The following is a 20,069-nucleotide window of genomic DNA, read 5'->3' as shown; positions in this document are numbered from 1 at the left end:
AGGAGGAGACGCAACCGTGGTCGTCGCCGGCGACCACCAGCACGCCGCCGTGCGGCGAGGAGCCGTAGGCGTTGCCGTGCTTGAGCGCATCGCCGGAACGGTCGACGCCGGGGCCTTTGCCGTACCAGAGCCCGAACACGCCCTGCACCTCGCGCTCGGCTTGCGTCTCGACCTGCTGCGAGCCGAGCACCGCGGTCGCGGCGAGATCCTCGTTCACTGCGGGCAGGAACTCGATGCGATCTCTCTTCAGGCGATCCTTGATACGCCATAGCTCGAGGTCGACGCCGCCGAGCGGCGAGCCGCGATAGCCGGAGATGAAGCCGGCGGTGTTCAGCCCCGCTGCGCGATCGCGCCGGGCCTGATCGAGCGCGATGCGGACGATCGCTTGCGTGCCCGTGAGGAAGACGCGGCCGTCCTCGCGGTCGTAGCGGTCGGAAAGCTCGTAAGCATCGAGTGATGAAATGGCGTCCATGGCGGACCTCGCGCGGCGCCCCTGCCGGATAGCCGAAGGTTAGTCCCCGATGGCTGGTAGATCTTACCTATTCATCCCGAATGGAGGGCGATAATTGGTAAATTTTTGCGTTACATACTCACTTATGGTAGAGTTACCCGTATTAAGAGGCTCCCATGATCGAAGAACAGGACTCGCGGATTCTCGCTTATCTCCAGAAGGATGGCCGCGCCACCAACCAGCAGCTTGCCGATGAGATCGGCATGTCGACCTCGGCATGCTGGCGCCGGGTGCGCGCGCTGGAGGAGGCCGGAATCATCCAGGGCTATGCGGCGCTGGTCGCGCGCGAGCGGGCAGGATTTGCAATGTCCGCGGTCCTCCATGTCTCGCTGGAGCGGCACGATGCAAAATTCGTCGATGAGTTCGTCGCGCGGGTGACGAAGCGCCGCGAGGTTCTGGAGTGCTTTGCGACGACGGGCGATGCCGACTATCACCTGCGCGTCGCGGTGCAGGACATGGCCGCCTACAACAAATTCCTCGACGAGTTCATGTTCCGGATTCCCGGCATCCGCTACGTCCGCAGCAACGTGATCCTGAAGGAGATCAAGACCGGCGTGGCGCTGCCGTTCTGATCGGGCTCTCGTAGGGTGGGCAAAGCGAAGCGTGCCCACCTCTTCTGTCGAGATCGCGGAAGGATGGTGGGCACGCTTCGCTTTGCCCACCCTACGGCATCCTGCCAAGACTCCTCGCGAACGAAGCGATTGCCTTTCCTCGTTCTCATTCCGCGGCCACGCGCGGCTGGGTCTTCCACGCGCCAGCGGCCGGACGCTTCAGCCCGAGATTGTCCCTCAGCGTCTTGCCGCGATAGTCTTTCTGGAACAGGCTTCGTCGCTGCAGCTCCGGCACGACGTGACGGACGAAGTCCGCATACGAGCCCGGGACGCAGGTCGCGGCGATGACAAAGCCGTCGCAGCCGCGCTCGATGAACATCTCCTCGAACCTGTCGGCGATCTCCTTCGGCCCGCCGACGATCGCATCTTGGACGCCGCCGCGGCCGGAGAATGTGACGAAGTCGCGCGCGGTCGGGTTGCTCTTGCCCGACAGCTTCAGTACGCCGTCGCGGATGCCGAGGATCCCCTGCATGCTCTTCAGCTCGTCGGTCGTGAGTGGCTCGTCGAGTCCCTTCGAGGCGAAATCATAGTTGAGAGCTTCGGCGAGCAGCGACAGCGCGTCGATCTGGAGTGGCAGCTTGTTGATCAGCGCCATCTTGTCTTCGGCTTCCGCCTTGGTCGCCCCGCAGACCGGTGTGGTCAGATTGCAGAGGAACATCGCATCAGGATCGCGTCCAGCCTTGGCGGCCTCATTGCGCACGGCTGCGTATCCGTCCTTGGCGCTCGCGAGGCTTCGCGAGGCGGTGAAAATGACCTCACCCCATCGTCCGGCAAAGCGCTGCCCGCGGCCGGAGGCGCCGGCCTGGATGATCACGGGATGGCCCTGATCCGAGCGTGGCACGGTGAACGGCCCGCGCGATTTGAAGAACGGCCCCTTGTGATCGAGCCGCTTCACCTTCGCAGGATCGGCAAAGCGGCCGCTCGCCTTGTCCATGATCAGCGCGCCGTCTTCCCAGCTATCCCAATGGCCGAGCACGACCTCCATGAATTCGTCGGCGCGGTCGTAGCGAGCGTCGTGCTCGGGATGGGAGTCCCTGCCCATGTTGAGAGCCTCGCCGTCATTGAGCGAGGTGACGACATTCCAGCCCGCACGCCCGCCCGACATCAGGTCGAGGGTGGCAAAGCGGCGCGCGACGTCGAACGGCTCGTAATAGGTGGTCGAGCAGGTCGCGCCCAATCCGAGCCTGTCGGTGACCATGCCCATGGTGGTCAGCACGATCAGCGGATCCATCTTCACGCAGCGGATGCCATGTTCGACGGTGTGGGCGTGATCGTTGCCGTAACGGTCCGGCATCGCCAGGCGATCGTCGAAGAACGCCATGTGGAACTTGCCGGCTTCGAGAATACGCGCGATCTCCTGGTAGTAGTCTGCCGACATCGAATCCGAACGAGAGTCCGGATGCCGCCACGAGCTCGGCAGATTGGTGCAGTTCTGCGCCTGAAGGAAGCCGACCAGTACCATCTGCCGCGTCATGCCGCCTCCCTCCGTTGACCGTCAGGCGAGACCGAATTCGCTGTCGAGCTTGTTGTCGCGCGCCAGGTCGCGCAGCTTCTCCCACGTCGCGTCCTCGACCGCGATGCCGTCGCGCAGTCGTTCGACGCAGCCGGCGGCAACCGCATCGGCCTCCTCGACGGATGCGCCCGCAGCCCGAAGCAGAGCGGCGCTGACACGCGTGAGGCGGTCGGCCTTGACGATCGGCATGGTGTTCCCTCGATGCCCGCCCTTGGCGGGCGTTGGCTGTTGAGGGCCATCGTCTCAAAGCGCAGGCGCGATATCAATCTCCCGTAAACCAAATCAGGGCTGCAAATTGGTAAAGGAGCCGTGCGCGGATGCCGCTGCTGGCGCGAAAGGCCGCGTCCACCGTAGTTTTGCGAATAGTTTCGCGCCGTTCGTTCGCAGCTCGTTCACTCTGATTGCGGGTTTGCAAGCAGCAATAACGACCACTTAGGCGGTCGTCGCCGATAAAGTCCCGGGAAAACGGCAGGAATGCCCGGGAGTTGAGACCTTGCAGACGACCCTCGCGCGCACATTTGCAGCGTTGAGTGCCATCAACGAAGCCATCCTGTATGCGAAATCGCCGGACGAGCTGTACCAGAAGGTCTGCGACGCCGGGTTTTCGAGCGGGGATTTCTTGGCGGTCTCGGTGTTCCTGCTCGAGCCCGGTGGCCGGCGGCTGCGCTTTGCGGCCGGCCGCGGTGAGGACGTCCCCCGGCTGAGGTCGATCAACATCACCGTCGAGGAAGGAACGCCGGAAGGATCAGGCGTCGGTGGCGAGGCTTTCCGCACGCAGCGACTGTGCATCAGCAACGATTTTCTGAACGACGTGCGTTCGCTGGCCTGGCGCGAGGGTGCCGTCAAGGCCGGCGTTCGTGCGGCCGCGGCCTTGCCGCTGATATGTAACGGCAAGAGCGTCGGCGTGCTGTTCGCCACCCGCACCGAGGCCGGATCGCTCGACGAGCAGATGGTCTCGCTGTTCACGCGCATGTCCGCCAACATTTCCTATGCGCTCGAGAATCTCGAGCGCGAAACGGCACGCGTTCGCGGCGAAAAGGCGATGCGGCGGCTGAACCGCATGTTCAGCGCCATCAGCGCGACCAATGAAGCCATCCTGCGCGCCAAGACCGAGCTCGAGCTGTACCAGCTCGTATGCGACGCCTCGGTGCACAGCGCCAAGTCGATTGCGACCATCGTCCTGCTTCGCGAGTCGAATTCGCACTGGTTGAAGCCGGTGGCCGGAACGGGCGAGAATCTCGATCTCGTCACGCAGGCGCACTACTCGACAGATCCGGACAATCCGTTCGGCCGCGGCATTTCCGGCGAGGTGTTCCGGACGCAGAAGCCGGGCGTCGAGGACGATCTCGCCAGCCGCACCAAAGGAACGCCCTGGGAGCAGGTCAATGTCAATACCGGCAGCGCGGCTTGCGTCGCCGCGCCCCTGATCAAGCGCGGCGACAGCGTCGGCGTAGTGCTGTTCTTCATCAGCCGGTCCTGGGCGAAGGACCAGGAGATCGTCGGCCTGCTGCTGCGCATGGCGGAGAACGTATCCTTTGCGCTCGAGAATTTCGGCCGCGACGAGGAGAAGGCGCGGATTGCCGAAGAGGAAGAACGGCTGGCGCGGATGTATGCCGCGCTCAGTGCCACCAATGAGGCGATCATACGGGCACGGTCGCGCGCCGAGCTGTTCGATCTTGTGTGCGAGGCCTCGGTGCACGGCGCCAAGTTCGGCTCGACCACGATCGCACTCGCCGATCGCGACACCGAATTGCTGCGCGTCGTGGCCTGCGTCGGCCCGAATGCAGACGAGGTGCGGACCTTCAAATTCGCGATCTCGGAGCAGGTCCCGGAGGGAAGGGGGCTGACCGGGACCGCGTTCCGGACCGGAGCGGCTTGCGTCAGCAACGACCTTCTCGCCGACGATCGGATCAAGCCCTGGCACGAGAGCGCCCGCCGCATCGGCATCAAATCATCGGCCGCGCTGCCGCTGCTCAATGACAGCCGCACGGAAGGCGTCTTCCTCTTCAACTCGCTGGAGAAGGGCACGTTCACGCCCGAACTCGTCGAGCTCCTGGAGCGGCTCGCCAGGAACGTGTCGTTCGCACTGACAAATCTCGACCGCGCGGAGGAGAAGGCGCGTGCCGACAAGCAGCGCGACAGGCTAAGCGGCATGTTCGAGGCGCTGTGCGCGACGAACGAAGCCATCATGCGCGTCAAGACGCGCGAGGAGCTGTTCGAGGTGGCCTGCCAGGCCGCCGTCCTCGGCGGGATGTTCGCCTCGACCACCATCGGTCTCGTGGATCCCAAGCATGAAGTTCTCCGTGTCGTCGCTGCCAAGGGGCGCAAGCACGAGCGAATGCTCGGTCGCACCTGCGTCATCTCCGCCGATCATCCCGAAGGCCACGGCCTGATCGGCACGTCGGTGCGGACCCGGCGACCATGCGTGATGAACGACTATCTGAACGATCCGCGCTCCGAGCATTGGCGCACCAAGGCGAACGAGGACGGCACCCGCGCGGCGGCGAGCTTCCCGCTGCTGCGCGCGGGTCGCGAGCCGATCGGTGTCCTGCTGTTCCTTGCGCCCGAGGAAAACACATTCACGCCCGATCTCGTCGAGCTGCTCGAGCGCCTCGCGGAAAACGTCTCCTTCGCGCTGGACAATTTCGACCGCGCCGAAGAGAAAGCTCGTACCGAGGAGCAGAAGGAGCGCCTGACGCTCATGTTCGCGGCGCTGAGCGCGACCAATGAAGCGATCATGCGGGCGAAGTCCCGTGCCGAATTGTACGAGCTGGTCTGCCAAGCGGCGGTGCTCGGCGGCAAGTTCACCTCGACCACCATCGCACTTGCCAGTGCCGACAGCGACCAGCTCGAGATTGTGGCTACCGCCGGTCCCTCCTCCGGGACGACGCGGAACGTCAGGCTGTCCATCGACGCCGCGCGTCCCGAAGGCCGTGGCATGAGCGGAACGGCGTTCCGCACCCGGCAACCCTGCATCAGCAACGACTATCTGAACGACAGCCGGGTCGCCGCGTTCCATGCCATCGTTCGCAACGACCGAGCACGGTCGGGCGCCGCATTCCCGCTGATCGCACACGATCAGACCGTTGGCGTCATGATCTACATGTCAACCGAGCACGCGGCGTTCACCGGCGAGTTCGTCGAGCTGCTCCAGCGCCTCGCCGACAACGTTTCCTTCGCGATGGAGAATTTCGATCGTGCCGACGAGAAGAACAAGGCCGACGAGCGCATCGAATATCTGGCGTCCCATGACAGCCTGACCAACCTGCCGAATCGCGAGACGTTCAACGCGCTCTTGCGCGCGGCGATCGATACGGCGCAGCGTCACGAGCACCGGTTTGCCCTGTTGTTCATCGACCTGGACCGGTTCAAGGTCATCAACGATTCGCTCGGCCATGAGGCGGGCGACCTGTTGCTCCTCGAAGTCGCCGATCGGCTGCGCAGCGCGCTGCGGACGAGCGACGTGATTGCGCGGCTCGGCGGCGACGAGTTCGTGGTCATCCTCGACCAGTGCGGCGAGATCGACGACGTCCAGGGCATTGCAACCGGGCTCCTGACGGCCCTGGCGCGGCCGATGGAGCTTGCCGGTCACGAGTGCCACACCACGGCCTCGATCGGTATCGCGATGTACCCGGCCAACGGCGCCGACGCGCAGACGTTGACCAAGAATGCAGACATGGCGATGTACCTCGCCAAGGAAGACGGCAAGAACGGCTACCGTTTCTTCTCCAAGGAAGTGAAGACGCAGTCGATCGAGCGGCTTTCGCTGGAAAGCGCGCTGCGCCGGGCGCTGGAGCGCGAGCAGTTCGCGCTGAACTACCAGCCCAAGGTGGACATCGAGACCGGCCAGATCACCGGCGTCGAGGCGCTGCTCCGCTGGACGCATCCCGAGCTCGGCAGCATATCGCCGGCGCAGTTCATCCCGCTCGCCGAGGAGACCGGCCTGATCGTTCCGATCGGCCGTTGGGTGCTGAAGGAGGCCTGTGCGCAGGCCATGGCCTGGCAGCGGCGCGGCCTCTTGCCGCTGTCGATGGCGGTCAACCTGTCACCGCGGCAGTTCGCCGACGAGCACCTGTTGCAGGATGTCGACGAGGCGCTCGCGGCAAGCGGCATGTCGCCCGTGCTGCTCCAGCTCGAAGTCACCGAGAGCATGATGATGCGCAACGTCGGACGCGCATTGAAGGTACTCGACGCCGTCCAGAGCCGCGGCATTCGCCTCGCTATCGACGACTTCGGCACCGGCTATTCGTCGATGTCGCTGATGAAGCATTTTCCGATCGACACCATCAAGATCGACCGCTCCTTCGTGCGCGACCTGCCACATGACAGCGAGGACCAGGCGATCGCGCAGGCGATCATCAGCATGGGCAAGGCGCTTGGAATGACGGTGGTCGCCGAGGGCGTCGAGAATGCCGAGCAGGAGGCGTTCCTGCGGACCCATGGCTGTGACGAGATGCAGGGTTTTCTGATTGCCAAGCCGCTGCCGGCGCGGCAGATGGCCGAGCTGTTGCGACCCATGGCGCCGCCGCTCCAGCCCGGGCAGGGCGCAGACAGTGAGGCGCAGACCACGTCACGGCCGAAACGCGCTGTCGTCTGACGGCAGCGGGTGCAACTCGCGAATGGCGTGATCATCACCCTCGGACTTGCTTGGAAAATCCTGGGGCTCCGTCAGCGACGTCTGCTCGACGAACAGTGCGAGGATCGTGCGCGCGCCTTCGGCGAAGCTCGCACTTTCGCGCAAGCCAAGCGCGCAGCACAACGTGTCGCTCATCGGCTCGCTGTCGTCGACCACTGCCATGGCGGGCCCCCACCACCACGCCGGCGCCGGCGAGCGCTCCTCCTCGGGCACGGCGTGCCAGCGGACGAACTCCTCCATCACGCGCTCGAACTCCAGGCGTTGAGCCTGATGCATTGCTTGGTGCTCCCTGTTCCGCGCCCGAAAGCGGGCTGATCAGTTGAGGGCCCGGTGCCGGCCCTGCCGCGGTGAGAAAATCCGCTCGCGCAAATCTTCGCGAGCCATTCAAGCCGACCTCATCGTCGGCCCCGCGAGAAACAGGCGACTGGGCTTTTGCCAGTGCCGACCGCGATGGTGTGTTCTAGAGCATGATCCGGAAAAGTGTGAAGTTGTTGTTCGAATAGATCATGCTCAAACAATAACCTGAAGCGCGATGACGATTCATCCTGATCTCATGGCGCTTTGGCCGCCAAGACCGCCGCCGGGCAAGGTACGGGGTCTACGGATGCCCAACCCAGCTTAGCAGAAGCTTCGCCGTGCCGCCACGCTAGCGATTGAACGACTGCTTGCCGCTGAACAGGAGATAGAGCGCGCGGGGATTGGTGGTCAGATAGCGCCAGAGCAGACGCCGCGGCTCGAGCATTGTGCGCCAGGCCCATTCAAGCCCGATCGTCTGCATCCATTTCGGCGCGCGGCTGCGGCTGCCGGACAGGAAATTGAACAGGCCGCCGGCGGTCTTGATGACGCCGACATTGGTGAGATGTGGCGTGTACTCCTCGACGAAGGCCTGCTCGAAGGGGACGCCGAGCGCGACCCAGAGATAATCAGGTGCGAGCGCGTTGATCTCGTCGACCTTGGCCCGCAGCACATCGCCGCGCAGATAGCCATGGCTGTGTCCGACGATCTTCAGGTTCGGGTACATCTTCTGAACCCGGGCGACGGCAGCGGCGTTCTCGTCCTCGCTGGCCCCGAGCATGTAGAACGTCCGGCCGGCGGCTTCGGCCTTGCGGGCGACGACATGGAAGAGATCGGTGGTCGCGACGCGTTCGGGCAGCGGGAACCATGACTGCAGTTTGGAGGCCGCAACGAGCGGCTGGCCGTCGGCATTGATCAGGTCGGCGCCGCGGAACAGACGCTCGGTTTGCGGTTCGGTCGAGCAGCGCGCCAGCACTTCACCATTGGCGGAGGTCAGATACAGCGGGCGGCCGACGCGATGACGCGGGTCAGTCGCTTCGATCATGAAATCTGCGGTCGCTTCCAGGTCGAGCGCGGCCATGCGAAGACCACCGACGGTGATCCGTGGCACATCGGCGGTCGCGGTGCGTCCGACCAGATTGACGCGGCGCTCAAGCATATTGTTTGCCTCGCTGGCGCGATTGGGTCGCGGGATTGAGCTCGTTGAGGATGACGCCGACGAGCTTGCGTTCGGCACCGCCGAGCGCGGTAAGGATGTCTTCCATGGCATCGTTGATGTCGAGGTGGGTGGGCAGCACGGCCACCAGCGCATCGGCTGCGTCGAGCAGCTTGCGGTCATCGGCGGCGAGCGGAATCGCCGGCCCATCGAGAACAACGAGATCGGTGCCGCCTGCGGAACGTGCCTGCGCCACCGCCTTGCGGATGGCATCAGTGGCCTTGCCGGCATCGCCGTCGGCGACCGGCAGCACTGAAATGCCGTTCGCGGTCTTGATCTCGCGTGAAGCCTTGCTGCCGATCGAGAGCCAGCCGAACCGGACCGGCTCGCTCTCGCCGGGGCGGTTGATCTTGCTGGAGAGCTTGCGGTCCTGGTGATCGGTGTCGATCATCAGCACGCGCGAGCCGTCGCGGGCGGCGGCGAGCGCGAAGTTCAACGCGGCGACGCTGCGATCGCCCGTCGCGTCGGCGCCGACGATCGCAATCACCGGCATGGCCTTGCCTGCCGCATGCCGCGTCGCTGCGGCACGCATATCGCGCATCGCGTTGATCAGCGTCGTCAGCGGGAATCCGGGACGCAGCGTCGGCCAGCCCAGCCGGGTGAGGTCGACCGTATTGCCGACGGCGAGGATGGCGCCGAGCGTGCGCAGGACGTCGGCTTCCTGCAGGCGCGCGATCAGCGGCTTTTCGACCAGTGTCAGCGGTGGCGCCTGTGGCGTCGGGGCATCGTCGACCGATGCCTTGGGAGCCATCGGTGCTGCCGTGCGCTCGCGGCGGGTCGGCTCGGGCTCCGCCGCGCCGGCGGACAATTGCCTGGCGGCGACGAACCAGCCGGCGGCGGCGAACGAGCCGAACACGAAGCCGATCATGGCGAACAGGCTCATCCCCGGCGGGAACGAACGTCGCTGGGGCACCGTGGCCTCGCCGATCACGCGGGCGGCCGACGTGTTCAGGCTTTCCTGCTCTTCCGTCTCGCGCGAGCGCTTCAGGAAGGATTGATAGACGTCGCGGCTGGCCTCGGCCTCGCGCTCGAGCTCGCGCAGGCGCACCGCGGCCTGGCTGAGCTGCACGCTCTGTCGTTTCTGCGTTTCCAGCGCCCGGTTCAGCGAGGCCTCGTAGTCCCGCGCGCGCGTCAGGTCGTTTCTGGCGGCCTGGGCGAAGCGGTCGATTTCCTCGTTGATGGTGCGCTTGAGATCCTCGACCTGCTTCTCGGTCTGGCGCAGCGCCGGGTGCCGCGGCCCGAGCTCGGCGGTCTGCTCCGCGTATTTCTTGCGCGCATCGGCATATTGCGCGCGCAAATTGGCGATGGTCGGCGATTGCAGGGCCTCCGGAATGGCTCCGGCATCGGTCGCGGCGCGCCGGCTCGCCTCGATCTGGTCGTAGCGCGCCTGCGCGTCCAGTGTCGCCGCGCGTGCCGCGGCAAGCCGCTGGTTGCTGGCGGAAAGCTGCTGGTCGCTGATCAGCGTGTCCTGGGTGCCGACGAAATTGTTCTGCGCCTTGTAGGTCGCCAGCGTCGTCTCGGCCGTACGCAGCCGCTCGCGCAATTCCTTCAGCCGGCCGGACAGGTCGTTGGTGGCGCGCCGCGCCGCCAAAGCCTGCGAGTTGCGCGATTCCGTGAGATAGACGTTGGTCAGCGTATTGGCGAGCATCGCCGCCTTCGCCGGATCGGTCGACCAGACCTCGACGTCGACGATGAAGCTCTTCTCGGTCTTGCGGATCGTGATGTGCCGGTTCAGCGCTTCGAGAGCGCCAAGCTGAATTTCCCTGTTGTCGGCGGCGGAGGGAGCGCGGCCCTGGAGACCGATCAGGCCAAGCAGCGACGACATCAGGCTCCTGCCGTCGCCGCCGCCGAATTCGGGATCCTTGTCGAGATTGGCCTGCTGGATGACTCGCAAGAGCACGCTGTTGGAGGTGATCAGGCGCGCCTGGCTCTCCACAACCATGGACATGCCGGAAACGTCCTGGGCGCGCGGCGTCAGCTCGCGATCGACGAGTTGCAGCTCGCGCGGATCGACATAGAGCTGGGCGGTTGCGGTGTAGCGGGGCGTCAGGCTCTTGCCGACGGTGACGGCGAGGCTCGCGCCGATCAGACCAGCGGCTGCGATCGCGGCCTTGCGCTGCCAGAGCAGATGGACGAGCTCGAGCACGTTGAAGCCGGCCGATGGCGCGGGCTGCCCGACGTCTCGCTTCGATCGCTCTATCGGCTGGTCATAGTCAAGCATGATCCCCAGCTTTCACTCCAACTGCCGCAGGCTGAGGGGCTACTCTTCGGGTTACGCGATGCGCCCCTGATATAGGCGCTGAACAAACGCAACAGGGAAAATTAACCATACTCATTGAGGGACTATTCACCGAAATGGCAAACAAAGCGTTTAAGCGCATGCGAGCGCGTGGCGCGTCGTTGTGACGCTTCCAGCGCCGCAGTCCCCTGGAGATTAACGGATCGTTACCGTGCACGCCGTGGAGCATGCACGCGTCCGACGGCGCAGCCTTGCGGGCAGGGCCCGCATGTCGGAATTCCGGGAGCGCCGGCGTCATGATTCTCAGCGTTTCCGCAGGACGACGTGATAGTCGCCGTGTCGCACGTCGGTGCCGCGCGGCAGCAGGAAATTCAAGGCCGCGGCGCCGGCATCGACGAGAGCCGCGAACAGCGGCTTGCGCTTGCGCATCTCGGGATAGCGCGGGCTTTCGACCTCGCGGCGGTAGATCGTCTCGAGCCCGTTGGCGTCGGCAAACGCCTCGAGATTGGGAAGCGTCACCAGCGGATGGAAGAAGGTCGGGAACGGCGGCTCGCCGGGCTCGCCGGCATTCTTGATGCCGCGAACCTGGCGGTAGAACCAGACGTGGAACCAGTGCGGCGAATATTTGGTGACGACGCCGGACAGCGAGCGCGGATTGGGCGCGCCGATCAAGATCATGCCGCCATGGCTCAAGGCCTCGCAGAAATTCTTCAACGCGGCCTCGACGTCGGGCAGATGCTCGATCACGTTGTAGCAGATGACGAGATCGACACTCTCCGGCTTGAAGCGATAGGTCTGGACGTCGCCGAGGATCGCTTCCTGGGCATAATCGTTGTTGCGGATCTGGTCTTCGTCGATATCGACGACGGTGACGTGGCTGCGGCCCAGGATTTCCAGCGGCAGGAAGCTGCTCGAACCGCCGCCGGCCTCATAGATCGCGAGCTGGCCCGGCGGCAGCTCGCGGCGCAGGACGTCGTGAACGGCGAGCAGGCTGTCGCGCGCCTCGCCCGAGACGAGGTCGAGCAGGGCCTGGGTGTGTGCTGGCGGAGCGCTGGTATCGATGCGGGTCGCGGTCGCGAAGTCGATCGTGGCTTGTTTATTCATGTTCTTCAATCGCGCGGGTTCGTTTCAAATTACAGGGAATCTCTCGCACGCTCGAAGAGCAAATTCGATGCCGCTGGGGCGCCATTGGTTGCGGTGCTTACGGTTGGGTTAATGCGAAGTCCCGTTAACTACGGCATCGTCCGCCGCGTACTGCTGCTGCGTGTTGGATCGGAAATTGCAGGAGAAGTTCGACGCAGATTCGCAAGGAAAAGCGCGTGAGAGCGGTTATGTGGATGACGATTGGCTTGCAAGCGAGCCTGGATTCAGCGGCTTGGGCACTTGCGCCGCGCGCAATGGTCTTGTTCGGCATGAGGAGACGTCCCGCCGGACGGCGCCATATTGGGACATCTGTGTTTCGCGGCAAGTTTACTGTGCCGTCGTGGAGCAGGAGTTTTTCAACACATCTCGGTCATTCAACGATATCATGACCCTGCTCCCGACCGAGCTGTCCACGAGCCGCATCACGAGCGCCGTGCGCGACCCCAACCGGGAGATCGCCGCGAGCTCGCGCGTGCTCGACCTCTCGGTTGGCATCGTCGTCTGCATTCCCTGCTTTCGCCGCCCGCAGCATTTGCGCCTGACGCTGGAGTCGCTGGCGGCCCAGCGCACTGCGCGCTCGTTTGCGGTGGTCATGGTGGAGAACGACGCCGCCCGGCGCGAGAGCGCGCCGGTTGCCGCCGAGTACCTGGCTGCCGGAAAGCTTCAGGGCGTCTGCCTGGTCGAGAAGCGGCAGGGCAATTGTCAGGCGATCAACGCCGCCTTCGAGACCGCGCAGGCATTGTTTCCGCTCGCGATCCGTTTCCTGATGATCGACGACGACGAGATTGCCTCGCCCGACTGGCTCGAGCTGATGGTTCGTACCGCGGAAGCGACCGGCGCAGACGTGGTCGGCGGTCCGGTGCTGCCGCTCTTCGACGACGACAGCAAGCCATGGCTCGCGCGCCATCCCGCCTTCTGTCCGGCCTATGACTACAGCGGTGCCGTGCCGCTGATCTATGGCTGCGGCAACTGCCTGATCACGCGTTCGGTGTTCGATCGGCTCGGCAGTCCGGCCTTCGACCTCCGCTTCAACTTTCTCGGCGGCGGCGACTGCGATTTCTTCATGCGGTGCCGAAACGCCGGCATGACGTTCCACTGGACCGCGGAAGCCGTGATCACCGAGACGGTGTCGCAAAGCCGCACGAGCTTGGGGTGGATCGCAAAGCGTGGCCTGCGCATCGGAGCGATCAATTATCGGGTGCAATCCAAGGCGGCAACGACTGCGGCGGCGCGGGCGCGTGTCTTTGCGGCGATGCTCGGAAGACTGCCGCTGTCGCTGGTTCGCGCGGCGCGCTTGTCGTTCTCGACCAGAGCCGTCGTCGCGATGCATCCCGTGATGGTTGCGTTCGGCAGCGCGCTTGCCGCCCTCGGCATCGAACAGCGGCCTTACGAGGCCTCGAAGATCGTCTCCTGACGGCTAAAGCGCGATGAGGTTAGGATGAACCGTCATCGCGCTTTAGGTTGTTGTTTGCGCATGATCTTTCCGGAAAACCGCTTCACACTTTTCCGGATCATGCTTTAGATACCGAAGCGGGCGAGAATCAGCTTCGCGAGCGATCGCGGCAGCGCGGTGAGAGACCGCTGCCCAACCATGCGCATATAGCGCAGGGCATCACGATGGCGGCCGAAGCGGACCGCCTGGGTCGCCGCATATGTGATGAGATGGATCTCGGCGGCCTGCCGCAGGGCGGGCCGACTCTCCGGTGCGAGCTTGCCGAGGATCAGCTCGTCGGCAAAGACGCGCTCCACGGCCGGAAAGAAGTCGCGCGGCGAGCGCGTGGCTGCATTCATGGTGTTCGCGCTGTGGAGGCGATAGTCGAGGAGCAGCGCGGGCACGAACTGGAAGTCGCCGATCGCGGCCAGGCGGCACCAGCAATGCCAGTCCTCGCACAGGCTGAGCCGCTCGTCGAAACCGCCGGCCGTCCAGAACGCGTCAGTGCGCACCAGCATGATACCGCCGTTGACGATGAAATTGCCGCGTGCGAGCCGCGCGAGCACATCGCCTGACGGCTTGCTGCGCCCTTTTAGGAGGCCGCGCCGGCCGATCGGCCGCCCATCACTGTCGATCAGATCGTAGTCGCCATAGACGACAACGGCGGCGGGCGCGGCCTTCGCGGCTGCAACCAGCGTCGCCACCGCGCCGGAGCGCAGACGATCGTCGGCGTCGAGGAACAGCAGCCATCCTCCGCGCGCCGCTCGTGCGCCGAGATTTCGCGCCGCCGAGACGCCCGCGAGCTCGTTCGCGACAAGGTGCAGCCGGCTGTCGCGGATGGATCCGACGATGGCTGCGGTCTCGTCGCTCGAGCCGTCGTCGATGACGATGACCTCGCCGACATCGGCACTTTGCGCGAGCGCGCTGTCGATCGTCTCGCGGATATAGGCAGCGGCGTTCTTGGCGGGAATGACGATGGAGACGAAGTTGGCCGAGCGCGCAGTGGCACTGGCGCGCGCCTCGACGGACGGCGCGCCCAGCGGTGGATCAAGGATGGCGCCGGCGGTGGTCAATTGACGTCTCGTCGTCTGGAGCAGCGTTTTTAATGGTTCGTTAACCAGGCCGTATATCGGCGCCGGCGCCGCGCGATGGCGGCTTGGGTCGCCTTCGATGATAGCCAGATAAGCGTCAAAGCTTTGCAGCAAAGGCGGCTCGAGGCCGGCTTTTGCATATTAGCGTTAAGCGGCCGACGCGGAGGCGTGGCCGGGAAGCATGCTGGTTGACGAAAGGTTAGCACCGGTCGGCTAAGGGTGATCGATGGATCGCAGTGCCGCCGACATCACTGGCGTGGGGGCCCGGCCGCTCGGTCAGGGGCTGCGCGCGTTCGTCGCCGGGCTCAGCGTCCTCGAGGCCGCGCGCTGCGTCGTCGCGGTCGCAGCGTTGCTCCTGGTGCTGGTGACCCTGGAACCGTTCCCGGATTTGCGCAATGCCGACCTTGCCAACGCCGCCTCGGGTCGATTAGCGCTGTCCTACATTGCATTTGCGGGGTTGGCCGCAATCGCCGTGCTGCTGACTGCCGCACAGGATGGGCCGTCGCTCAAGACTCTCCTGACGCCGCTGCATCTCTGCTTCATCGGCTGGATGCTGATCAATCTGGTTTTCTCGGAGAACCGGGGCGTGTCCACGCAGCGTTTCGTGCTGACGGGAAGCGTGACTGCGCTCGCCATCCTGCTGCCGCTGCTGCCACCGACGCAGAAGAGCTTCAACCGATGTCTCGGGCTCGCGGCCCTCGTGCTGCTCGCCCTGTGCTATCTCGGCGTCATGCTGGCGCCGGAATTTGCGATGCATACGGCCGTCGACATCGCAGAGCCGCAGCTTGCCGGCGATTGGCGCGGTAGTTTCGGGCACAAGAACGTCGCATCGCCCGTGATGTCCATTCTGGTTTATCTCGGCATCTATCTTGCCGCGGGCGGATCGTTCGTCATGGGGCCCGCGATCGCAGTACTTGCCAGCGTGTTCCTGATCTTCACCGGCGGCAAGACCTCGTCAGCGCTCTGTCTTGTCATCTATCTTCTGGCATCGCTGGTTTATGTTACCCGCAGCCTCTGGCTGAAGCGGCTGATCTGCTTCGCGCCGCTGATCGTGATGAACCTGCTGACGGTTGGCAGCGTCGCAAGTCCCACTCTTGCGGCCCTCACGAGGCAGCTTCCGGTCGATCCGACCTTCACCGGCCGAAGCGACATCTGGGAGTTCGCGCTGGCGGCGGTGGCGGAAAAGCCCATCCTGGGTCATGGCTACGCGGCATTCTGGGACGACGTCAGCCAGCGCGAGACCGCCAAGGGTGCCGAGTGGGCCGTGACCGCGGCGCATAGTCACAATAGTTACCTCGACCTCGCGGTCACGATCGGCCTGCCGGGCCTCCTGCTCTGCATCCTCATTTTCGTTACCGCCCCGCTCAGGAATTTTCAGGTCGTCCAGGGCAACAGCCGCAGCCGCCCGCTGGCCAAGCTGTTCCTGACGATCTGGCTGTTCGGTCTTTACTTCGGGACGACCGAGACCTTCCTGTTCGATCGGATCAATCCCACCTGGTTCCTGTTCGTGCTCGCGGTCGCCGGTCTGCATTTCCTCGCCAGGTTCCAATGCTTGGACAAGGAGGACGCCTGAGCCGCCGACAGTTTGTCGCAGGATGGGCTCCGACGACGTCCCGTATCGGGACATGAACAGTTTTGCCCGACACAACGGTATCGGCTTAACGATAAGCAGCAACGTAACTTGTGGTTGGCGACAAAACGCTATTCATCTGGAAACGTTCAGCAACTGTATGCCCAGGGCGGATGGCGTTTCTCAGCGTCGAGCAACTAGACGGTCGGGTGACCAGCGCGTCCGAAATCGCGATCGATTTTGTGCGCGACTGGAAGCACGCCGCGTCACGCCTGGGTGCGGGCCACCGCACGGCGTTCCAGCACGGTGACTGGCTCGCGGCCTGGTACGACGCATTCCGCGACGTCTCTCCGCTGATCGCAATCATTTCCGATGCTGCAGCCGGCCAGGACATCGCGCTGGTGCCGATGATCAGCCGCAGCAAGGGTGGCATACGCATCGTCGAGTTCGCAGATCTCGGCGTGTCCGACAACAACGCGCCGATCCTGGCGCCAGGCGCCGCATGCGATGCCGCCGGCGCGCGCGCCATCGGCGATGCGCTGGTCAATGGCTTGCGCGCGTTGCCGGATCAGATCGATCTGTTGCGCCTGCAGAAGATGCCGGCCTTTGTGGGTGGCAAGCCGAACCCGCTGGTGTCGCTCGGCCGTGTCGGATCCTGTTCGCTCAATGGCAATCTGGTGCTGACGGGCGACGATTATTCGGACTACCGCACCTCGATCAAGCGCATGCAACTGCCGCGCTGCTGGCGCGTCTTCAGCCGTCACGCAGGCGCGCGTTTCGAGATCGCGAGCGATGTCGACCATGCGCTGAGATTGCTCGATGCGATGGACGTCCAGCAGCAGCAGCGCATGAAGCAGCTCGGAGTCAAGTTCGTCCTCAGCGACGAGAGCCACGCGAAATTCTATCGCGACGTGATCCGGCAGGGCGTTGCCGAGGGCTATGCGATCGTCTCTGCGCTGGTGTGCGACGAGGGCATCATCGCGACGTCGTTGGGCCTCAGATACGGCGCGACCTACTATCTGCTGCGCATCGGCAACGCTGGCAGGCCGTGGTCGGCCTGCTCGCCGGGCCTGCTCGTGACCGAATGCACGATGGCGGCCTTGCATGGAGAAGGCGTGCGCCGCTTCGATCTCAGCATCGGCAATCACGACTACAAGCGCCGCTTCGGCGCCGTGCCGCTTCCGCTGACCGACGTCAGCGTCGCGTTGTCCTGGCGCGGCGTGCCCTATGTGCTGCGCGATCATGCGGCCCAGGGCCTGCGCCGCCATCCACGGCTTGCCGCTCTTGCGAATCGCGCGATGGGCAAGACCCAGCGCTAGCCGAGGTGCTTCACCGTCCGGTGCACTCGGCGCAGTGCAGCCGGCCGCGCGAGGCGCGAAACAGGCTGCGGCAATACCAGCGCCGGGCCAGCGCCTCGACGGGCTTGCGGATCATCTGCGCCATCAGGAGAATTTCGAAAGCCATACGTTGCTCCTGCAAGCTGACATGGGGCGGCATCCGCAAGGAGAATGCCGCCCCGAAGGCATCAGCCATGCAGCTTGTTGGCGGTCTCCGCGATCACGCGCCCTTGATAGCGCGCGCCGGCGAGCTCATTGGCGCTGGGCTGGCGGCTGCCGTCGCCGCCGGTGATCGTGGTGGCTCCGTAGGGCGCGCCGCCCGTCACTTCGTCCAGCTTCATCTGGCCGGCAAAACCGTAGTTCAGGCCGACCACGACCATGCCGAAATGCAGGAGGTTGGTGATGATCGAGAACAGCGTCGTCTCCTGGCCGCCATGCTGCGTCGCGGTCGACGAGAAGGCGCCGCCGACCTTGCCGTGCAGTGCGCCCTTGGCCCAGAGGCCGCCGGCCTGGTCCAAAAAGTTTGCCATCTGCGAGGACATCCGGCCGAAGCGGGTGCCGGTGCCGACGATGATCGCGTCGTAATTCGCGAGGTCGTCGACCTTGGCGACCGGAGCGGCCTGGTCAACCTTGTAGTAGGAGGCTTTGGCGACCTCGGCCGGCACGAGCTCGGGCACGCGCTTGATGTCGACGGTCGCGCCAGTTTCGCGCGCGCCTTCGGCAACGGCATTGGCCATCGCTTCGATGTGACCGTAGGCGGAATAATAGAGGACGAGAACTTTAGCCATGGGTAGTCTCCGTTGAGTGATGGTGAGTTTGGAAATTCGTGTCATTGCCGGGCAAAAGCGCGAAGCGCGTCTTCGCGCCAGAAGTCCCGGCAATCCATCACCCCTCGAAGAGTCTTCCGAAGGTGATGGATGCCCGGGTCAAGCCCGGGCATGACGAGTTCGGAGTCCGAGCGCCTTACGCTGCATCGACGAGCACGAGCTCGGAATCCTCAAGCGCCGTGATCGTCAGGTTGGCTTCGTCGCGGATTGCGGCGCCGTCGCGTGCGTTGATGCGCACCCCATTGACCTCGACTGCGCCAGCGGCCGGCACGAGATAGAGGTGACGCGACTGCATCGGCTCGTATTGCGCGCTCTCGCCGGCCTTGAGCGTCGTGGCGAGCACCCGCGCGTTGGCGCGGATCGGCAGCGCTTCCTTGTCATCCTTGAAGCCGCTCGCGATGGTGACGAGCTTGCCGTTGCGGCTTGCCTTCGGAAACGGTTTTGACCCCCAGGTCGGCTGGCCGCCGCTTCCGACCGGCTCGATCCAGATCTGGAAGATCTTGGTCTTCGTCGGCTCGAGATTGTACTCGGAGTGGCGGATGCCGCTTCCGGCGCTCATCACCTGAACGTCGCCCGCTTCAGTGCGGCCCTCGTTGCCGAGGCTGTCCTGATGGGTGATCGCGCCTTCGCGCACATAGGTGATGATTTCCATGTTGGCATGGGGATGAGCGGGAAAGCCGGTATTCGGCGCGATCTCGTCATCGTTCCAGACGCGCAAGGCGCCGTGGCCCATGTTGTCGGGGTCGTAATGGCCAGCGAAGGAGAAATGATGCCTGGCCTTGAGCCAGCCGTGATCGGCGCTGCCGAGCTTTGCGAAGGGTCTGATTTCAATCATGTGCGTGGTTCCTTGCTTGAATTGTCCGCGTCCGATCAGGCGCCAAAGCCGCCGTCGACGTTGAGCACGGTGCCGGTGACGAAGGAGGCTTCCGGGCTCGCCAGGAAGACGACGCCGGCTGCGACTTCCTCGGGTCGGCCGAAGCGCTGCAGCGCGTGCTGCTTGCGCTGGGTCTCGGCGAACTCGCCGCCATCCTTCGGATTCATGTCGGTGTCGATCGAGCCGGGTTGCACCACGTTGACGGTGATGCCGCGCGGCCCCAAGTCGCGCGCTGCGCCCTTGGTGTAGCCGACCACCGCGGCCTTGGTCGCGACGTAGTCGGCAAGGCCGGGGAACGAGGCGCGGTCGGCGAGCATCGAGCCGACGGTGACGATGCGGCCGCCTTCACCCATGATTTGCGAAGCGGTGCGGATCGCCGCGATCACGCCATGTACGTTGACGGCATCGAGGCGCGCCAGTGCCGCGGTGTCGGCCTTGGCATCGTCGATGGCGCCGCCGGCGGCGACGCCGGCATTGTTGACGAGGATGTCGAGACGGCCGAACTCATTCGCGACGTCCTTCACGAGCTGTTCGACCTCAGCGACCGAGGCCTGGTCGGCCTTGAAGGCACGCGCCTTCACGCCCCTGGTCTTCAGTTCGGCGACGACGGCCTCGGCCTTGTCGGGCGAGGCGACGTAGCTGATGGCGACGTCGGCGCCTTCATCGGCGAGAGCGCGGGCGGAGGCCGCGCCGATGCCGCGCGAGCCGCCGGTGACGAGAGCAACCTTGCCTGAGAGCTTCTTGGTCATTGGATTTCTCCATTCCCTGAATGTCT

16 protein-coding genes and 1 pseudogene are annotated in these 20,069 nt (G+C 64.7%); 5 read left to right on the top strand and 12 right to left on the bottom strand.

The annotated features are described in order from the left end of the window. Positions 1 to 472 (bottom strand): annotated as a pseudogene (locus SO140_RS15925) (indolepyruvate ferredoxin oxidoreductase family protein); the annotation flags it as partial. Positions 473 to 627: 155 nt separating this feature from the next. Between SO140_RS15925 and SO140_RS15920 the strand changes: the two are divergent. Next, complete coding sequence (locus SO140_RS15920; protein ID WP_449377495.1) at positions 628 to 1,083, top strand: Lrp/AsnC family transcriptional regulator; 456 nt, start codon at positions 628 to 630, stop codon at positions 1,081 to 1,083. Between the two features lie 145 nt (positions 1,084 to 1,228). On the opposite strand, the gene SO140_RS15915 is transcribed toward SO140_RS15920, so the two are convergent. Further along, positions 1,229 to 2,596: an LLM class flavin-dependent oxidoreductase gene (locus SO140_RS15915; RefSeq protein WP_449377494.1), complete on the bottom strand. Its 1,368-nt coding sequence runs from the start codon at positions 2,594 to 2,596 to the stop codon at positions 1,229 to 1,231. Positions 2,597 to 2,617: 21 nt separating this feature from the next. Continuing rightward, entirely contained in the window at positions 2,618 to 2,824 is a 207-nt protein-coding gene (locus SO140_RS15910) for a hypothetical protein (RefSeq protein WP_449377493.1), read from the bottom strand. Positions 2,825 to 3,128: 304 nt separating this feature from the next. Here SO140_RS15910 and SO140_RS15905 point away from each other — a divergent pair, with 304 nt between their 5' ends. Beyond that, on the top strand, positions 3,129 to 7,232 hold the full coding sequence (locus tag SO140_RS15905) for a bifunctional diguanylate cyclase/phosphodiesterase (protein ID WP_449377492.1): 4,104 nt from the start codon (positions 3,129 to 3,131) through the stop codon (positions 7,230 to 7,232). Here SO140_RS15905 and SO140_RS15900 read toward each other — a convergent pair. The 4 genes from SO140_RS15900 to SO140_RS15885 form a co-directional block, all read right to left on the bottom strand. After that, the gene (locus tag SO140_RS15900; protein ID WP_449377491.1) at positions 7,206 to 7,547 is read right to left on the bottom strand and encodes a hypothetical protein; all 342 of its coding nucleotides are present in this window, start codon (positions 7,545 to 7,547) and stop codon (positions 7,206 to 7,208) included. The genes SO140_RS15905 and SO140_RS15900 overlap by 27 nt on opposite strands. A 370-nt stretch (positions 7,548 to 7,917) precedes the next feature. Beyond that, on the bottom strand, positions 7,918 to 8,724 hold the full coding sequence (locus tag SO140_RS15895) for a WecB/TagA/CpsF family glycosyltransferase (protein ID WP_449377490.1): 807 nt from the start codon (positions 8,722 to 8,724) through the stop codon (positions 7,918 to 7,920). Continuing rightward, complete coding sequence (locus tag SO140_RS15890; RefSeq protein ID WP_449377489.1) at positions 8,717 to 11,002, bottom strand: GumC family protein; 2,286 nt, start codon at positions 11,000 to 11,002, stop codon at positions 8,717 to 8,719. The genes SO140_RS15895 and SO140_RS15890 overlap by 8 nt, the downstream gene beginning before the upstream one ends. A gap of 321 nt (positions 11,003 to 11,323) precedes the next feature. Further along, positions 11,324 to 12,124: a class I SAM-dependent methyltransferase gene (locus SO140_RS15885; protein ID WP_449377488.1), complete on the bottom strand. Its 801-nt coding sequence runs from the start codon at positions 12,122 to 12,124 to the stop codon at positions 11,324 to 11,326. A gap of 424 nt (positions 12,125 to 12,548) precedes the next feature. Between SO140_RS15885 and SO140_RS15880 the strand changes: the two genes are divergently transcribed. After that, positions 12,549 to 13,577: a glycosyltransferase family 2 protein gene (locus SO140_RS15880; protein WP_449377487.1), complete on the top strand. Its 1,029-nt coding sequence runs from the start codon at positions 12,549 to 12,551 to the stop codon at positions 13,575 to 13,577. A gap of 104 nt (positions 13,578 to 13,681) precedes the next feature. Here SO140_RS15880 and SO140_RS15875 read toward each other — a convergent pair whose 3' ends face one another. Further along, positions 13,682 to 14,668, bottom strand: coding sequence for a glycosyltransferase (locus SO140_RS15875; RefSeq protein ID WP_449377486.1), 987 nt, complete (start codon positions 14,666 to 14,668; stop codon positions 13,682 to 13,684). A gap of 244 nt (positions 14,669 to 14,912) precedes the next feature. Here SO140_RS15875 and SO140_RS15870 point away from each other — a divergent pair, with 244 nt between their 5' ends. Further along, a complete protein-coding gene (locus tag SO140_RS15870) occupies positions 14,913 to 16,259 on the top strand; it encodes an O-antigen ligase family protein (RefSeq protein WP_449377485.1) in 1,347 nt (448 codons plus the stop codon). Between the two features lie 170 nt (positions 16,260 to 16,429). Further along, on the top strand, positions 16,430 to 17,575 hold the full coding sequence (locus SO140_RS15865; RefSeq protein WP_449377484.1) for a GNAT family N-acetyltransferase: 1,146 nt from the start codon (positions 16,430 to 16,432) through the stop codon (positions 17,573 to 17,575). Positions 17,576 to 17,585: 10 nt separating this feature from the next. Here the strand turns inward: SO140_RS15865 and SO140_RS15860 are convergent, their stop codons facing one another. From SO140_RS15860 to SO140_RS15845, 4 genes are all read right to left on the bottom strand, one after another. Then, positions 17,586 to 17,720, bottom strand: coding sequence for a hypothetical protein (locus tag SO140_RS15860; RefSeq protein WP_449377483.1), 135 nt, complete (start codon positions 17,718 to 17,720; stop codon positions 17,586 to 17,588). Positions 17,721 to 17,781: 61 nt separating this feature from the next. Beyond that, complete coding sequence (wrbA, locus tag SO140_RS15855; RefSeq protein ID WP_449377482.1) at positions 17,782 to 18,381, bottom strand: NAD(P)H:quinone oxidoreductase; 600 nt, start codon at positions 18,379 to 18,381, stop codon at positions 17,782 to 17,784. Positions 18,382 to 18,556: 175 nt separating this feature from the next. Continuing rightward, on the bottom strand, positions 18,557 to 19,255 hold the full coding sequence (locus tag SO140_RS15850; protein ID WP_449377481.1) for a pirin family protein: 699 nt from the start codon (positions 19,253 to 19,255) through the stop codon (positions 18,557 to 18,559). Positions 19,256 to 19,290: 35 nt separating this feature from the next. Continuing rightward, positions 19,291 to 20,043 (bottom strand): SDR family NAD(P)-dependent oxidoreductase, encoded by a 753-nt coding sequence (locus SO140_RS15845; RefSeq protein ID WP_449377480.1) that lies wholly within the window; start codon positions 20,041 to 20,043, stop codon positions 19,291 to 19,293. Positions 20,044 to 20,069 lie beyond the last annotated feature (26 nt).

It is taken from the genome of Bradyrhizobium sp. UFLA05-108 (genome assembly GCF_059803455.1).
The sequence above is the reverse complement of the archived record's forward strand: the minus strand, read 5'-3'. Positions and strand labels throughout refer to the sequence as shown.

Bases quoted from the DNA above. Each gene is read 5' to 3' on its own strand.
- SO140_RS15920 (WP_449377495.1), top strand. From the start codon at position 628: ATGATCGAAGAACAGGACTCGCGGATTCTCGCTTATCTCCAGAAGGAT.
- SO140_RS15915 (WP_449377494.1), bottom strand. From the start codon at position 2,596: ATGACGCGGCAGATGGTACTGGTCGGCTTCCTTCAGGCGCAGAACTGC.
- SO140_RS15910 (WP_449377493.1), bottom strand. From the start codon at position 2,824: ATGCCGATCGTCAAGGCCGACCGCCTCACGCGTGTCAGCGCCGCTCTG.
- SO140_RS15900 (WP_449377491.1), bottom strand. From the start codon at position 7,547: ATGCATCAGGCTCAACGCCTGGAGTTCGAGCGCGTGATGGAGGAGTTC.
- SO140_RS15895 (WP_449377490.1), bottom strand. From the start codon at position 8,724: ATGCTTGAGCGCCGCGTCAATCTGGTCGGACGCACCGCGACCGCCGAT.
- SO140_RS15890 (WP_449377489.1), bottom strand. From the start codon at position 11,002: ATGCTTGACTATGACCAGCCGATAGAGCGATCGAAGCGAGACGTCGGG.
- SO140_RS15885 (WP_449377488.1), bottom strand. From the start codon at position 12,124: ATGAATAAACAAGCCACGATCGACTTCGCGACCGCGACCCGCATCGAT.
- SO140_RS15880 (WP_449377487.1), top strand. From the start codon at position 12,549: ATGACCCTGCTCCCGACCGAGCTGTCCACGAGCCGCATCACGAGCGCC.
- SO140_RS15870 (WP_449377485.1), top strand. From the start codon at position 14,913: ATGGATCGCAGTGCCGCCGACATCACTGGCGTGGGGGCCCGGCCGCTC.
- SO140_RS15865 (WP_449377484.1), top strand. From the start codon at position 16,430: ATGGCGTTTCTCAGCGTCGAGCAACTAGACGGTCGGGTGACCAGCGCG.
- SO140_RS15860 (WP_449377483.1), bottom strand. From the start codon at position 17,720: ATGGCTTTCGAAATTCTCCTGATGGCGCAGATGATCCGCAAGCCCGTC.
- wrbA (WP_449377482.1), bottom strand. From the start codon at position 18,381: ATGGCTAAAGTTCTCGTCCTCTATTATTCCGCCTACGGTCACATCGAA.
- SO140_RS15850 (WP_449377481.1), bottom strand. From the start codon at position 19,255: ATGATTGAAATCAGACCCTTCGCAAAGCTCGGCAGCGCCGATCACGGC.
- SO140_RS15845 (WP_449377480.1), bottom strand. From the start codon at position 20,043: ATGACCAAGAAGCTCTCAGGCAAGGTTGCTCTCGTCACCGGCGGCTCG.